11 protein-coding genes, 3 tRNA genes and 1 pseudogene are annotated in these 15,461 nt (G+C 66.8%); 8 read left to right on the top strand and 7 right to left on the bottom strand.

Features of this window, described 5'->3' with window-relative positions; translation table 11 throughout:
- Position 1 precedes the first annotated feature (1 nt).
- Complete coding sequence (locus AC5P7R_RS00145; protein ID WP_019659087.1) at positions 2-730, bottom strand: response regulator; 729 nt, start codon at positions 728-730, stop codon at positions 2-4.
- A gap of 204 nt (positions 731-934) precedes the next feature.
- Between AC5P7R_RS00145 and AC5P7R_RS00150 the strand changes: the two genes are divergently transcribed.
- Genes AC5P7R_RS00150 through AC5P7R_RS00160 form a run of 3 tightly spaced genes read left to right on the top strand, consistent with a single transcriptional unit; the run spans position 935 to position 5,570 of the window.
- A complete protein-coding gene (locus AC5P7R_RS00150) occupies positions 935-2,179 on the top strand; it encodes an efflux RND transporter periplasmic adaptor subunit (protein ID WP_188250066.1) in 1,245 nt (414 codons plus the stop codon).
- Complete coding sequence (locus AC5P7R_RS00155; protein WP_134729469.1) at positions 2,176-4,134, top strand: MacB family efflux pump subunit; 1,959 nt, start codon at positions 2,176-2,178, stop codon at positions 4,132-4,134. Before AC5P7R_RS00150 ends, AC5P7R_RS00155 begins: the two co-directional genes overlap by 4 nt.
- On the top strand, positions 4,131-5,570 hold the full coding sequence (locus AC5P7R_RS00160) for an efflux transporter outer membrane subunit (RefSeq protein ID WP_456115420.1): 1,440 nt from the start codon (positions 4,131-4,133) through the stop codon (positions 5,568-5,570). The genes AC5P7R_RS00155 and AC5P7R_RS00160 overlap by 4 nt, the downstream gene beginning before the upstream one ends.
- Before the next feature lie 82 nt (positions 5,571-5,652).
- On the opposite strand, the gene rlmB is transcribed toward AC5P7R_RS00160, so the two are convergent.
- The 3 genes and pseudogenes from rlmB to rnr form a co-directional block, all read right to left on the bottom strand.
- Positions 5,653-6,396, bottom strand: coding sequence for a 23S rRNA (guanosine(2251)-2'-O)-methyltransferase RlmB (gene rlmB, locus AC5P7R_RS00165; protein WP_019659091.1), 744 nt, complete (start codon positions 6,394-6,396; stop codon positions 5,653-5,655).
- A 93-nt stretch (positions 6,397-6,489) separates the two neighbouring features.
- On the bottom strand, positions 6,490-6,984 hold the full coding sequence (locus AC5P7R_RS00170) for a GFA family protein (RefSeq protein ID WP_111097784.1): 495 nt from the start codon (positions 6,982-6,984) through the stop codon (positions 6,490-6,492).
- An 85-nt stretch (positions 6,985-7,069) separates the two neighbouring features.
- Positions 7,070-9,298, bottom strand: a pseudogene (gene rnr, locus AC5P7R_RS00175) (ribonuclease R); the annotation flags it as partial.
- 359 nt (positions 9,299-9,657) lie between these two features.
- Here rnr and AC5P7R_RS00180 point away from each other — a divergent pair.
- Positions 9,658-9,742, top strand: a tRNA-Leu gene (locus AC5P7R_RS00180).
- 204 nt (positions 9,743-9,946) lie between these two features.
- Positions 9,947-10,031, top strand: a tRNA-Leu gene (locus AC5P7R_RS00185).
- A 56-nt stretch (positions 10,032-10,087) separates the two neighbouring features.
- On the opposite strand, the gene AC5P7R_RS00190 is transcribed toward AC5P7R_RS00185, so the two are convergent.
- On the bottom strand, positions 10,088-10,834 hold the full coding sequence (locus tag AC5P7R_RS00190) for a sulfite exporter TauE/SafE family protein (protein ID WP_087803314.1): 747 nt from the start codon (positions 10,832-10,834) through the stop codon (positions 10,088-10,090).
- Positions 10,835-10,933: 99 nt separating this feature from the next.
- Between AC5P7R_RS00190 and AC5P7R_RS00195 the strand changes: the two genes are divergently transcribed.
- The 3 genes from AC5P7R_RS00195 to AC5P7R_RS00205 all read left to right on the top strand — a co-directional run bounded on the left by AC5P7R_RS00195 (position 10,934) and on the right by AC5P7R_RS00205 (position 12,570).
- Complete coding sequence (locus AC5P7R_RS00195; protein WP_021204128.1) at positions 10,934-11,833, top strand: LysR family transcriptional regulator; 900 nt, start codon at positions 10,934-10,936, stop codon at positions 11,831-11,833.
- Between the two features lie 50 nt (positions 11,834-11,883).
- Positions 11,884-11,968, top strand: a tRNA-Leu gene (locus AC5P7R_RS00200).
- Positions 11,969-12,291: 323 nt separating this feature from the next.
- Positions 12,292-12,570, top strand: coding sequence for a hypothetical protein (locus tag AC5P7R_RS00205; RefSeq protein WP_019659096.1), 279 nt, complete (start codon positions 12,292-12,294; stop codon positions 12,568-12,570).
- A 111-nt stretch (positions 12,571-12,681) separates the two neighbouring features.
- Here AC5P7R_RS00205 and emrB read toward each other — a convergent pair whose 3' ends face one another.
- Positions 12,682-14,268 (bottom strand): multidrug efflux MFS transporter permease subunit EmrB, encoded by a 1,587-nt coding sequence (gene emrB / locus AC5P7R_RS00210; RefSeq protein ID WP_019659097.1) that lies wholly within the window; start codon positions 14,266-14,268, stop codon positions 12,682-12,684.
- 7 nt (positions 14,269-14,275) lie between these two features.
- The gene (emrA, locus tag AC5P7R_RS00215) at positions 14,276-15,457 is read right to left on the bottom strand and encodes a multidrug efflux MFS transporter periplasmic adaptor subunit EmrA (RefSeq protein WP_478436308.1); all 1,182 of its coding nucleotides are present in this window, start codon (positions 15,455-15,457) and stop codon (positions 14,276-14,278) included.
- Between the last annotated feature and the right edge of the window lie 4 nt (positions 15,458-15,461).

Raw genomic sequence — 15,461 nt, forward strand, 5'->3', positions numbered from 1 at the left:
CCTATTCCAGGTTCACCGAGGAGGCCAGTACATAGCCTTCGTTGCGAACGGTCTTGATCAGCCCATCCGGGCCACCGTCGTCGCCCAGCTTGTTGCGCAGCCGGCTGACCTGCAGATCGATGGCACGGTCCTGTGCCTCGTAATTGCGCCCGCTGCTGAGCGCGACCAGCTGCTCGCGCGACAGCACTTTGTTGGCATGGGCAATGAACACCCGCAGCAGCCGGAACTCGGCGCCGGACAGCACCACCACGCGATTGTCCGGGTCAACCAGATGGCGGTGTTCCAGGTCGAACACCCAGCGCGAGAAGCGCGCACGGCGAATCGCCAATGGCTCCAGGTTGGCCGGCAGCGCCTCGGTCCGGCGCAGCACATTGCGGATGCGCGCCAGCAGCTCGCGCGGCTCGAACGGCTTGGCCAGGTAGTCATCGGCGCCCATCTCCAGGCCCAGCACGCGGTCAATCGGCTCGGCACGAGCCGTCAGCATGATCACCGGCGTGTTCGAGCGCGCGCGCAGGTCGCGGCACAGGGTCAAGCCATCCTCACGCGGCAGGTTGAGGTCGAGCACGATCAGGTCCACGTGCTCACGGTCCAGCAGCTGGCGCATGGCGGTGCCATCAGCCGCCGTGCTCACCTGGTAGCCGGCGCGGCCGAGCTGCTCGGCCAGCAGGGTGCGGATGTCATTGTCGTCGTCGACGATCAGCAGTCGATGCATCGTGTTTTCAGTCTCCATGTCGCGATCATCCCGTGTCGGCAGCTGAACCGCATCCGGGGCAATGCGTACCAGTGTATCCACCGATGGTCGGGATACCTGTGGTTACGCCTATTTGCCGACAGTGTTACATAGAGACATACCCCGAGGATTGAGCCGCCTGTCGCCCGGTCTTCACAATGCCCGCCAACGCCGCCCACGCGGCCCCGAGAGTGAAGCCACGACGTGATGTTCCGCCTGCTGCCCGCGACCCGCCGGGGTCGCCTGATACTGGTCGCCCTGCTTGCCCTTGCCGTCGTTGCAGCCGCCTGGTGGCTGCTGCGCAAGCCGGCCGTCCCGGCGGTGGCGACCGCGCCCGTCAGCCGTGGTGACATCGAGCAGACAGTGGAGGCCACCGGTGTGATCGACGCCTACAAGCTGGTCAGCGTCGGCGCCCAGGCCTCGGGCCAGATCAAGTCGCTGAAGGTACAGCTGGGCGACACCGTGAAGGAAGGCGACCTGATCGCCGAGATCGATGCCACCACCCAGCAGAACCAGGTGCTCAACGCGCAGGCCTCGCTGGACCAGGTCACCGCGCAGCGTGCCGTGCAGCAGGCCACCCTGCGCCAGGCCGAACTGGAATTCGCGCGCCAGCAGCAGATGCTGGCTGCCGAAGCCACCTCGCGCCAGGAATATGATGCCGCCGAGGCGCAGTTGAAGACCGCCCGTGCCCAGCTGCAGTCCTACGAGGCGCAGATCAAGGGCCGCGAAACAGAACTGGGCACCGCCCGCGCCAACCTGGCCTACACCCGCATCACCGCGCCGATGGACGGCACCGTGGTGGCGGTGGTGGCGGAGGAAGGCCGCACCGTGAACGCCAACCAGACCGCACCGACCATCGTGATGCTGGCGCGGCTGGACGTGGTCACCGTCAATGCCGAGATCTCCGAGGCCGACGTGGTCAAGATCAAGCCCGGCATGCCGGTGTACTTCACCACGCTGGGTGACCCGGACCGCAAGTACCACGCCACGCTGCGCCAGATCAATCCGGCGCCGGCCTCGATCGCCAACGAAAGCTCCTCCAGCTCCAGCAGTTCGTCCAGTTCCAGTTCCAGCAGCGCGGTCTACTACAACGCGCTGTTCGACGTGGAGAATCCGGACGGCACGTTGCGCATCGACATGACCGCGCAGGTCTCGGTACTGCTCAAGCAGGCCAAGGGCGTGCTGATGGTGCCGGCGGTGGCGCTGGGGCCGAAGCGCCGTGGCGACGAGCGCATGGTGCGGGTGCTGGACGACAAGGGCCAGCCGCAGCCGCGCAAGGTCACGGTGGGCATCAACAATGGCGCCTCCGCCGAGATCCTGTCCGGGTTGAAGGAAGGCGAGCGCGTGGTGGTCGGCGAAGCCAGCGCCGCCGGTGCCGGTGCCGGTGGCGGGAACCGAGGCGGCATGCAGATGCGGGTCGGCGGCCCGGGCATGGGGCCGCGCCGATGAGCACGACGGCGCCGCTGCTGCGCCTGCGCGACCTGCGACGCGAGTTCCCGGCCGGTGATGATGTGATCGCCGTGCTGCGCGACGTCAATCTCGACATCCATGCTGGCGAGATGGTGGCCATCGTCGGCCAGTCCGGCTCGGGCAAGTCGACACTGATGAACATCCTCGGCTGCCTCGACCGCCCCACCCGCGGCAGCTACCAGGTGGCCGGCCGCGAGACCGGAAAGATGGCGCCGGACGAACTGGCCGAACTGCGCCGCGAATATTTCGGTTTCATCTTCCAGCGCTACCACCTGCTCGGCGACCTCGACGCGCGCGGCAATGTGGAAGTGCCGGCGGTGTACGCCGGCAGCCCGGGCGCAGTGCGCAATGCGCGTGCCGAGCAGCTGCTGCAACGCCTGGGCCTGGGCGACCGCATGCATCACAAGCCCGGCCAGCTGTCTGGTGGCCAGCAGCAGCGCGTGTCGATCGCACGCGCGCTGATGAACGGCGGCGAGGTGATCCTGGCCGACGAACCCACAGGCGCGCTCGATACGAAATCCGGTGAGGAAGTGATGGCGATCCTCGGCGAACTGCATGCCGAAGGCCACACCATCATCATCGTCACCCACGACATGAGCGTGGCCCAGCACGCACAGCGCATCATCGAGATCCGCGATGGCGAGATCATCGCCGACCGCGCCAACCCGAATGCGCCGGCCTACCGTGCGCAGCGCGAAGCCAGTACCGGGGCCGCCCACGGCAACAGCTGGCGGGCGGCCCGAGACCGCTTCTCCGAAGCGTTCCGCATGGCGCTGCTGGCGATGAACGCCCATCGGCTGCGGACCTTCCTGACCATGCTCGGCATCATCATCGGCATCGCCTCGGTAGTGTCGGTGGTGGCGCTGGGCAACGGCTCGCAGCAGCAGATCCTGCAGAACATCAGCGCGCTCGGCACCAACACCATCGACGTCTATCCCGGCCGTGGTTTCGGCGACATGCGCTCGGCCCGGGTGCAGACGCTCAAGGCCAGCGATGCCGATGCACTGGCAAAGCAGAGCTACGTGGACAGCGCCACCCCCAGCGTATCGACCTCGGTCACCGCGCGTTATCGCAACCAGTCGTCGACCGCCCAGGTCAGCGGCGTCGGCGAGCAGTTCTTCCGGGTCAAGGGCGTGACTCTGCTCAGCGGCAGCTTCTTCGATGCCGATGCAGTCAAGGGCCTGGGCCAGGTGGCGGTGATCGACGAGAACACCCAGGCCCAGTTCTTCCCCGATGTCGACCCGGTCGGACAGGTGATCCTGCTCGGCAACGTGCCGGCACGCGTGGTCGGCGTGGCCAAGCGCCAGAGTTTCGGCTTCGGTGGCAGTACCAGCCTCAGCGTGTGGGTGCCGTACACCACGGTGATGTCGCGCATGCTCGGCCAGAGCCACGTCTCCAGCATCACCGTACGCGTGGACGACGACACACCGATGGATGCGGCGCAGGAAGCAATCACCCGCCTGCTGACCCTGCGCCATGGCACCGAGGACTTCTTCCTCAGCAACAGCGCGGAGATCCGCCAGACCATCGAGCAGACCACGCGCACGATGACCCTGCTGATCGGTGCCATCGCCGCCATCGCACTGCTGGTCGGTGGCATCGGCGTGATGAACATCATGCTGGTGTCGGTGACCGAGCGCACCCGTGAGATCGGGGTGCGCATGGCGGTGGGTGCACGGCAGAGTGATATCCGCCAGCAGTTCCTGATCGAGGCGGTGCTGGTGTGCCTGCTCGGCGGCGTGCTCGGCATCGGCCTGGCGCTGCTGCTGGGCTCGATGATCGGCCGCTTCGCCAGCGATTTCCAGGTGCTGTTCTCCACCGCCTCGATCGTTGCCGCGTTCGCCTGCTCGACCTTGATCGGCGTGGCGTTCGGCTTCCTGCCCGCACGCAACGCCGCGCAACTCGATCCGGTGGAGGCCCTGGCCCGCGAATGAAGAAGATGATCCGACTGCCCTTCCCCGCTCCCCGGCACCTGCTGCCGGCCGGTGCGGTTGTACTCGCCCTGTCCGGCTGCGCCTCCGTCGGCCGCTATCCGGTGCATGACCCGGCCGTGGCGGCGCAGTATGGGCGTGGCGATGCCACCCTCAATGCACCGGCCGACGGCCCGCGCAGCAGCCTGGATACACCCGGCCGCGACATCCGGCAGGACACCTGGTGGACCGGCTTCGGCGATGAACGCCTCGACCGTCTGGTGGCGCAGGCGCTGGCCGCCAACAGCGATCTGGCCGCCGCCGGCCTGGCCGTGCAGCGTTCACGCCTGCAGGCCGGCCTGGCCAGCAATGCGCTGTGGCCGCAGCCTTCGTCATCGGGCGTCAGCGGCAGTGCCAGCCGCGCCACCGACCAGGCCGATGACTGGCGCCGCAGCTATTCCACCGGCGTCTCGCTGGGCTGGGAAGTGGACCTGTGGGGGCGCCTGCGCACCCAGCGCGACATCGCCCGCTGGGAAGCCGAAGCCAGCGAGGAAGACCGGCAGAACACCGCGCTGCTGGTGATCGGCGACACCATCACCCAGTACTGGAACCTGGCCTATCTCAACCAGTCCATCGCCACCGGCCAGGCCAACCTGGAGCGGTTGGAACGTACCCGCGAACTGGTGCAGGCCCGCTTCGACGCCGGCGCGGTATCGCGCCTGGAAGTGCGCCAGGCGCTGCAGAACCTGCAGTCGCAGCGCTCGGCGCAGAGCGCGCTGGAACAGCAGCGGGTGGAAGTGCGCAATGCACTGACCGTACTGCTGGATGGCACGCCCTGGCCGCAGCAGGACGAACCGCAGGACCTGCTGGGCGCACGCAGCCCGGACATCGTCGAGGGGTTGCCGGCCGACCTGCTGGGCCGCCGTCCCGACCTGCGCGCGGCCGAGCTGCGCCTGCGCAACAGCCTGAAGACGATCAAGGTCACGGCAACCCAGTATTACCCGGCGTTGAGCCTGACCGGCAGCCTCGGTTCCAGCGCCACCTCGCTAGGCAATGTGCTGCGCAATCCGGTGGCCACGCTGGGCGCGGGCCTGTCACTGCCGTTCCTCAACCTGCAGCGCACGCAGCTGGATACCGACATCGCCGGCACCGCCTACCAGATCGCCGCGGCCAACTTCCGCAAGACGCTGTACACCGCGCTCTCGGAAGTGGACAACGCGCTGTCGGCACGCGAGCAGCTGGCGCGGCAGGTGGCGGCCTCGCAGGCGTCGTATGACGAAGCGGTGGAAGTGGAACGCGCGCAGGAAGTGCGTTACCGCGTGGGCGCGACCGACCTGCGCACCTGGCTGGAAGCGCAGCAGACCCGGCGCGATGCCGAGCTGTCACTGGCGCGCGCGCGGCAGGGCCAGCTGAACAACGATGTGACCCTGTTCAAGGCGCTGGGCGGCAGCGCGGGGTAGCGGCTACTGTGGAGCCGAGCCCATGCTCGGCTGCTTCCTTGATCGGGTATGCGATCGCCGAGCGTGGGCTCGGCTCTACAGATCAGCCGCGCTGGCGCACGGCCTCGAACAGGCTGACGCCGGCGGCGACGGAGACATTCAGGCTCTCGATCTCACCCGGCATCGGGATCTTGACCAGGCCATCGCAGTTCTCGCGGGTCAGGCGGCGCAGGCCATCGGCCTCGCCCCCCAGCACCAGGGCGATGTTGCCCTTCAGGTCCAGCTGGTACAGCGAAGCGGTGGCTTCGCCGGCCAGGCCATAGATCCACACGCCCTGCCTCTGCAGGTCCTTCAGGCAGCGCGACAGGTTGGTCACCGCCACCACCGGGATCAGATCGGCGGCACCGGCCGAAGTCTTGCGTACGGTCGCGTTCACCGTGGCCGACTTGTCCTTGGGGATGATCACTGCGGTTGCACCGGCCGCAGCGGCCGAGCGCAGGCAGGCGCCAAGGTTGTGCGGGTCCTGCACTTCGTCCAGCACCAGCAGCAGGGCCTTGCCCTCGGCTGCGGTGACCAGGCCTTCCAGCTCGTTCTCGCTGTAAGTGCGGGCGGCGGCATAGCGCGCGGCCACGCCCTGGTGGCGTACCGAACCGCCGACACCGTCCAGCGCCTGGCTGTTCACCTTGCGCACGTCGATGCCCTTGCGGCGGGCGTTTTCCTCGATCTCGGTCAGGCGCGGGTTCTTCGCACCGGCCTCGACCAGCACTTCGCGGACGTTCTCGGCGTCGTTCTCGATGGAGGAGGCGACGGCGTTGACGCCGACAATCCACTGGCTGTTCTTGCTCATGCGGGCGGGGACCGGAAAGGGGGTGGCTATGGTAGAGCATCGGCGGCGGCCGCGCTTCGCGCTCGCCGGGCATGGCCCGGCGCTACCGGCCGTTCATCCCCCGGCTGAACGGCTGCGCGGCGGCCAGTGCGGGGTGTCGTGGTCGGGGTGCTGGTGGGACACGATCTTGGCCAGGAAATCCAGCGCGGCGATGTCTTCCTCGGTACGTCGCGCCGGCAGGCTGGCCAGGCTGTCGACGAAGGGCAGCTTGCGCTCCACTCCGTACTGGATCGTCGGCGGCAGGCGTTCGGGTTCGTCAAACGCACCGGCAGCCACCGCCACGCCATCGGGCGCTTCGTAGGTCAACGGCGTGCCGCAGTCGGCGCAGAACCCGCGCCGCACCACGTTGGAGGACTGGAAATAGCGCGGCTGGCCGCGGGTCCAGCTGAACTGCACGCCCCGCACCGACACCAAGGGCGCGTAGTACGCACCAAAGGCCTTCTGGCACATGCGGCAGTGGCAGATCGAGCTGTGGGTCAGCTCGCCACGGGCCTGGAAGCGGATCGCGCCGCACTGGCAGCCGCCGCTGTATTCGGGTTGGCCCTGCATGGTGCGTTCCTCCAAAGCGTCGTGCCAACCAACGGTTGGCACCTACCAGGTAACGTGGGATGCCGACCGTTGGTCGGCACGTCTCTCAATACTGCTTTTTCGTACGCTTGGCCGGCTTGCCACGCTCCGGCAGCGGCGGCAGGCCATCGCCCTCGTCCTCACCCTTGTGCTCGACCAGGCGGAAGTCGATCTTGCGCTCTTCCATGCTGGCCTTCAGCACCAGGATGCGCACGCGGTCGCCCAACCGGTAGCTGCCGCCGCGGCGCTCGCCGGTCAACGTCTTGCGGGTCGCGTCGAACTTGTAATAGTCCTGCGGCAGCTGGGTCACGTGCACCAGGCCCTGCACCTTCGACTCATCCAGCTCGACGAACAGGCCGAAGCTGGTCACGCCGCTGATCACGCCGTCGAACTGGCCGCCCACGTGCTTTTCCATCCACGCCGCGCGGTAACGCTCGTCGACCTCGCGCTCGGCCTCGTCGGCACGGCGCTCACGCTCGGAACACTGCAGCGCCAGCGCAGCCATTTCGCGCGCGTTGTAGGTGAACTTGTCCAGCGGCTTGCCGGACAACGCGTGCTTGATCGCGCGGTGTACCAGCAGGTCGGGGTAACGGCGGATCGGCGAGGTGAAGTGCGCGTACGCCTCCAGTGCCAGGCCGAAATGACCGTGGTTTTCCGGGCTGTAGATCGCCAGGCTCTGGCTGCGCAGCAGCACCGATTCCAGCAGCGTGGCATCGGGGCGGTCGCGGATCTTCTTCAGCAGCTTGGTGTAATCGCCCGGGCGCACCTTCGACCACGGCGGCAGGCTCAGCTTGAACTCCTTGAGGAATTCGAGCAGGTCGGCGTACTTGGTTTCCGGCGGCTTCTCGTGGATGCGGTACGGGGCCGGCACATGGCGCGACAGCAGGTACTTCGCCGCCTCCACATTGGCCGCGATCATGCATTCCTCGATCAGCTTGTGCGCGTCGTTGCGCACCAGCATGCCGGCCTGGGTCACTTCACCGCGGTTGTCCAGCACGAAGCGCACTTCGCTGCTCTCGAACTCGATGGCGCCACGCTTGGCACGCGCCTTGGACAGGACCTTGTACAGCTGGTGCAGGCGCTGCACCTGCGGCAGCAGGTCGCCCATCCAGGCCTTGGTATCGGCATCGTCCTCGCCCACCGCCTTCCACACCTGGGTGTAGGTCAGGCGCGCATGCGAGTTCATCACCGCTTCGTAGAAGCGCGAATGCGTGACCAGGCCGTCGCGGTCGATCTGCATGTCGCAGACGAAGCACATGCGGTCGACCTTCGGCATCAGCGAACAGATGCCGTTGGACAGCGTCTCCGGCAGCATCGGCACCACGAAGCCCGGGAAGTACACCGAGGTGGCGCGCTTCTGCGCTTCTTCATCCAGTGGCGTGCCGGGCCGGACGTAGTTGGAGACATCGGCAATCGCCACAACCAGCCGGAAGCCATCGACGTTCGGCTCGCAGTACACCGCGTCGTCGAAGTCCTTGGCATCTTCACCGTCGATGGTGACCAGCGGCATGCTGCGCAGATCGACGCGGTCGCCGATCATCGCCGGTTCGACCACCAGCGGCACCGAGGCCGCTTCATCCAGCACTTCCTGCGGGAATTCGAACGGCAGTTCATGGCCGTGGATGGCGGTCTCCACCACCAGCGAGGCGGTCAGCTTGTCGCCGAGCACGGCAATGATGCGGCCGATCGGCGGACGGCGGCTATCCGGCGCCTGGGTCAGTTCGCAGACCACCAGCTGGCCGTCGCGCGCGCCACCGATCTGGTCCGGCGGCACCTGTACGTTGCGCTGCACGCGCTTGTCATCGGGCACCACGTAGTTGATGCCCATCTCGACACTGAAACGGCCGATCAGGCGGGTCATGCCGCGCTCAAGCACGCGGGCGATGCTGCCCTCGCGGCGGCCACGGTGGTCGATGCCGGTCACACGGGCCAGCACCTTGTCACCATGCATGACCTTGCGCATTTCATACGGTGGCAGGAACAGGTCGTCGCCACCCTCGACCGGGCGCAGGAAGCCAAATCCTTCCGGGTTGGCGATCACCACGCCGGTGACCAGGTTCAGGGTCTGGATCGGGGCGAAACCGCCACGGCGGTTCTGCACCAGCTGGCCATCACGGACCATGGCACCGAGCCGGCGCGACAGCGCCTCGGCCCGGTCCGGTGCGGTCAGGCCCAAGCGTGCGCCCAGTTCCTCTGCCGTCTGCGGCCCTTCGCAACGCTCCAGCAGGGCCAGGATGGCTTCGCGGCTGGCGATGGGCTGTTCGTACTTCTCGGCTTCGCGGGCGGCATAGGGATCGTCGATCACCTTGCCGGTCGGCGGCAACTTGCGGCCCGGCGCCGGGCCCGGTGCGTCGCTGCTGCGGACCTTGCGGCCACGCGGCGGTGCGCCGCCTTCATTCAATTCGGGGAACCAGCCCGGCAACGGCTTGCCCGGCTTGGTGGTGCGGGCCGTGCCCGCCTTGGCGCCCTTCTTCGGGGCCTGGCCGCGGGAGGTGCTCCCGCCCTTGCTTGGTTTTTTGGTAGTCATCGCCCTACATGGTAGCCGTTGACGGCGTGCAGAACGGGTCAGTGGCCGTCTTGAAGGCCTTGCGTGAAAAATATTCAGGAAGTCGTTGACAGCCTGCAGATTCATCTTCACAATTGCGCCTCTGGAACGCCCAGGTGGCGGAATTGGTAGACGCACTAGTTTCAGGTACTAGCGGGTAAAACCGTGGAGGTTCGAGTCCTCTCCTGGGCACCAACGAAAAAACTCCTCGCTTCGGCGGGGATTTTTTTTGCCTGCAATCCAGCAGCGGGGCCGAATTCCTTTCCGAAGGAAAGGGCTCCGACCCAAGCGATTGAGATGGCGTCAGAGCCCGCTCCGCACGCGAAACGGGGTCCGACACCGGATCCAGAAAAAGTGTTGACACCCCCATAACAACGCCCCATAATCTCGCTCCTCGACGCCCAGGTGGCGGAATTGGTAGACGCACTAGTTTCAGGTACTAGCGGGTAAAACCGTGGAGGTTCGAGTCCTCTCCTGGGCACCACGTCGAGAATGAGAAAAACCCGCGAGAGCGGGTTTTTTCATGCCCGGAATCCGGCATCAGAGCAGCGGCCGCAGCACCAGCTCCAGCCCGAGCAACAGCAGGAAACCCAGGAAGCAGCCCCGGAACACCCGCGCACTGATGCGCTGCCGGATCACCTGCCCCAGCCACATGCCCAGCAATGCCGGCAGCACCGCCAGCGCACTCAGCCCCAGCTGCTGGATGCCGAATGCGCCGTGCAGCACCAGGCCGGCGGTCAGCGAAATCGTTGACACCGTGAACGCCAGCCCCAGCGCCTGCACCAGCTCCTCGCGCTGCAACCCCAGCGACTGCAGGTATGGCACCGCCGGCATCACGAACACGCCGGTGGCGCCGGTCACCACGCCCGACAACGCCCCCACCAGCGGCCCCAGCCAACGCTCGCGCCGCTGCTGCACGCGGAACACCGGCGCAAGCAACGCATAGGCGGCATAGACCACCAATGCCACGCCCAGCGCAACGCGCGACCAAGTGCGATCGACCCGCACCAGCAGCGCCGCCGAGCCCAGCGTCACCACCACCACGGCCAGCATCATCGGCCACAGGCGCCGCACGATGCGGTCCAGTGACGGCCCGGACAACAGCTGCCACGCATTGGTGACGAAGGTGGGAATGAACAGCATCGACGCCGCCGACACCGGCGACAGCGTGCTGCCCAGCAGCCCCATCGCCACCGTCGGCAACCCCATGCCGGTCACGCCCTTGACCACACCGGCCAGCACGAACACCACCACCAGCAGCACGTAGAAGTACATCGATTCATTCATGCCTTCATTGGATCGGCCGGCCGCTCGGCGCACAATGCGGTGTTTCCGGCCTTGCCTTCGGCTGATCCGAAGGCGCAGCCGTTGCGATGAGGGCATCACATGCGGATGGATATCGCCGACCTGCGCCTGTTCCTGGCGATTGCCGAGGCGGGCAGCATCACGGCCGGCGCAGCGCAGGCAAACCTGGCACTGGCGTCGGCCAGCGAACGCCTGCGCACGATCGAAGCCGATGCCGGCACCGCGTTGTTGAACCGGCACCCCCGCGGCGTCAGCCTGACCGAAGCCGGCGCCGCCCTCGCCCACCATGCACGATTGATCCTGCAGCAGCAGGCGCAGCTGCGCGGTGAACTGCAGGCGTTCGCGCACGGCGCGCGCGGCACACTGCATCTGTATGCCAACACCGCAGCACTGACCAACTACCTGCCTTCGCGGCTGGCACCGTGGCTGGCCGAACGCCCGCGCCTGCACGTGGAACTGCTGGAGCGCACCAGCCCCGAAGTCGTGCGTGCGATCAACGCTGGCCAGGCCGAGGCCGGCATCATCAGTGATGCGGTCGACGCTGCCGGCCTGCAGCAGCACGTGGTCGCCGAAGATCCACTGGTGATGCTGCTGCCCGCAGACCATCGCCTCGCATCGCGGCGCAGCCTGGCCTTCGCCGATGTTGCCGGCGAGACCTTCGTCGCGCTGGCCGACGGCAATGCACTGCAGGCCTACATCGAAGACCAGGCGCGCGACATCGGGCGGCGCCTGGACGTGCGCATCCGCATGAAGACCTTCGAAGGGGTGTGCATCATGGTCGGCCACGACATTGGTATCGGCATCGTGCCGCGGACCATCGCCCGCCAGCACCGGCGCAGCACGCATACCGTCGCCGTACCGCTCGCCGATGCGTGGGCACAGCGTCGCCTGTGCGCCTGTTTTGCCGAGTGGGCGCAGTTGTCATCGGCAATGCGCAGCCTGCTGCTTCACCTGGGCGTACAGCCACAGAAAAAGCTGTGAAATGTTGTTGACACATCCTCTGCCGTCCCGCACAATTCATCTCCTGAGTCGCCCAGGTGGCGGAATTGGTAGACGCACTAGTTTCAGGTACTAGCGGGTAAAACCGTGGAGGTTCGAGTCCTCTCCTGGGCACCACGACTCAAGATGATCAAACCCGCGAAAGCGGGTTTTTTCGTTTCCGGGGCCTGGCGAGCGTGGCATCGCAACCGCCACTCGGACTGTCGTATCTCGCACCACCCGGGCGTCGCCTGCGGGTGTATACCTCCTCCCGGCGCGCCGTCACCAGACCTTGAACGCCCCCCTTTTGGGGCGCATTTCACGTTCCCCGTTCAATTCGTACTTTTCCTAGTCGAGATCCACCCGATTCCTTTTCGGTGGGAGGCAGATTTACCGGAGCCGGTTGCAGGTCTATCGACACGACCGGACCAGCGCCCCCCCTTTCCCCAAAGGACGCCCCAATGCAGCGCAGCATCATCTGCCCTCACTGCCACACCGGCTCGAACCACGGCGTACGCGTATGCGTGGGATGCCAGGCCGAGGTCCACTACGGCGCATCGAAGGAGGCCGTAATGTTCGTCTTTGTCGCCGCCATCATCTGCGGCGCACTGGTCGGCAGCCGATTGCAGGCCACTGCCGGCTGGATCACGTGCGGCGCCGTACTTGTGGCGGGAATGTGGGCCATTTCCCGATTGTTCCGTGATCGGGTGGTGTTCAAGCGCGTCTATCGCACGCGCTGAACCTGCGCCGCTGCACTCCCCCAACGGCAGGGCCCGTGCGACCCACGTTGCACAAACAAAAACCCCGCCTTGCGGCGGGGTCAAAATACAGCACGTGTTTCCAGGGAGTTTTCAGTGCCCACCACCGGCGGCCGCACCCGCACCTGCGCCGAATGGCGGCTTGGCCAGCCACAGGAACGTAATGATCGCCAGGAAGATCCAGCCCAGCAGGAAGAAGATGTCGTTGAAGCCCATCTGCGATGCCTGGTGGTTGATCATGTTGTTCAGTACCGCTGCGCCGTGCTGCAGGTCGCCCTGCCCCATCGCCGTGACCTGGTCCTGCATGCCCGGCTGATAGGCCGAGATATGCTCGGTCAGGTCGGCATGGTGCACCTGGGTGCGCCGCGCCCACAGCCACGTCGTCAGCGACGCCGCGAAGCTGCCGCCCAGCGTACGCAGGAACGTGGCCAGGCCGGAGCCCGCCGCGATCTCGCGCCCATCCAGGTCCGACAGCAGGATCTGCAGCACCGGCATGAAGAACAGCGCGACGCCGATGCCCATGATCAGCTGTACGCCGGCCACGTGCATGTAGTCCACCTGCAGGTTGAAGTTCGAGCGCAGGAAGCTGGTCATCGACAGCACGATGAAGGCGATCGTGGCCAGCATGCGCATGTCGAAGCGCGATGCATACTTGCCCACGAACGGGGTCATGATCACCGGCAGGATGCCGATTGGCGCCGTTGCCAGGCCCGCCCAGATCGCGGTGTAGCCCATGTCACGCTGCAGCCACTGCGGGATCAGCAGCGCCACGCTGAAGAACGCCGCGTAGGCCACCACCATCGCCAGCGTGCCGGCGCGGAAGTTGCGGTGCCGGAACAGCTTCAGGTCGACAATCGGATCCTTGTCGGTCAGCTCCCAGATCAGGAACACCGTCAGCGTCACCACGGCCACGCAGGCCAGCACCACGATCTTCATCGACGCGAACCAGTCCTCGTCGTTGCCCAGGTCGAGCACCAGCTGCAGCGCACCGACGCCGATCACGAGGGTGATCAGGCCGACGTAGTCCATCTTCGGCTTCTCGATCTGCTCCGGCCGCCCCTTCAGCTGGTTGCCCACCACCAGCGCAGCGAAGATGCCCAGCGGCACGTTGATCAGGAAGATCCATTCCCAGCTGTAGTTGTCGGTGATCCAGCCACCGAGGATCGGCCCGCAGATCGGCGCAACCACCGTGATCATCGCCAGCAGCGCCAATGCCTGCCCGCGTTTCTCGCGCGGGTAGATCGAAACCAGCAGCGACTGCGTGATCGGGTACATCGGGCCGGCCACGAAGCCCTGCAGTGCACGCGACACGACCAACATGCCCATGCTCTGCGCCAGGCCGCACAGCAGCGAGGTGATGACGAAGGCCAGCGTGGCCCAGACGAACAGCTTGCGTTCGCCGAAGCGGCGGCTGAGCCAGCCGGTCAGCGGCAGCGCGATGGCCGTGCTGACCGCGAACGAGGTGATGACCCAGGTCGCCTGCTGCGAACTGGCGCCGAGATTGCCCGCGATGGTCGGCAGCGAGACGTTGGCGATGGTGGTGTCGAGCACCTGCATGAACGAGGCCATCGCCAGGCCGACAGTGCACAGTGCGACGCTGGGCGGCAGGAACCCGGAGGCCGCACCTGGCGCCGCCGGTGCGCCCGGAGCGCCGGGCGCGGCTGGAGCTTGTGCGGACATGGCGACCTCAGCCCACCTTCGCCTGCTGCTGCGGCAGGTTGCCCTGGATGATCGTGTGGATCACCTCGTCGGCATCATGCAGCTGCTTGGCATACACGTCGGTGTCGAACACCGTGCCCTTGGCCGGAGTGCTCGGCAGCACTTCGCCCTTCTGGTCGCGCAGGCTCACTTCAGCCTTCATCGACAGGCCGATGCGCAGCGGGTGTTCGGCCAGCTGCTTGGCATCGATGGCGATGCGCACCGGCACGCGCTGCACGATCTTGATCCAGTTGCCGCTGGCGTTCTGCGCCGGCAGCAGCGAGAACGCCGAGCCGGTGCCCAGGCCAAGGCTCTGGATGCGGCCCTTGTACTTCACATCACCGGCGTACAGGTCCGACTTCAGTTCCACTTCCTGGCCCAGGCGCATGTGGCGCAGCTGGGTTTCCTTGAAGTTGGCCTCGACCCACATCTGCTCGGTCGGCACCACGGCCATCAGGGCGTTGCCCGGCTGCACGCGCTGGCCGACCTGCACCGAACGACGGGCGACGTAGCCGGAGACCGGCGCGACGATGCCGGCGCGGGCGTTGTTGAGGAAGGCCTGGCGCAGCTGTGCGGCGGCGGCCTGCACGTCCGGCTGGGTGGCGATCACGGTGTCGTCGACCAGCGCGCGGTTGCGCTCGACGGTCTCGCGCGAACCGGCCACGGCCGCTTCGGCAGCGGCCAGCTCGTCACGGGCATGGGCCAGTTCTTCATTGGAAATGGCGCCGGTGGCGGCCAGATCCTTGCGGCGAGCGAAATCTTCGCGCACGCGCTTCAGGGTCACCTGGCGGGCGTTCAGGTCCGCCTGCGCGCCTTCCACGCTGCGGTACAGGCCGCGGGTCTGGCGCACGGTCTTGGCCAGGTTGGCTTCGGCCTGCTGCAGCGCCACTGCGGTGTCGGACGGGTCCAGCTGCACCAGCAGCTGGCCGCGCTCCACGCGCATGCCGTCATCGGCATTGATGGCGACCACGGTGCCGGCCACCAGCGGGGTGATCTGCACCTGGTTGCCCTGCACGTAGGCATCGTCGGTCTCTTCGAACCAACGGCCGAACATGAAGTACCACAGCGCCAGAGCGGCAAGCAGCAGCACGACGATCACGAACAGGCCGCGCAGCAGGTTGCCGCGGCGGTTGGGGGCGGCCGGGGCCGCGGTGTCTTGGGTCTGGCTCATGGCG

This window comes from Stenotrophomonas sp. YJH_SMC_27 (assembly GCF_059369815.1).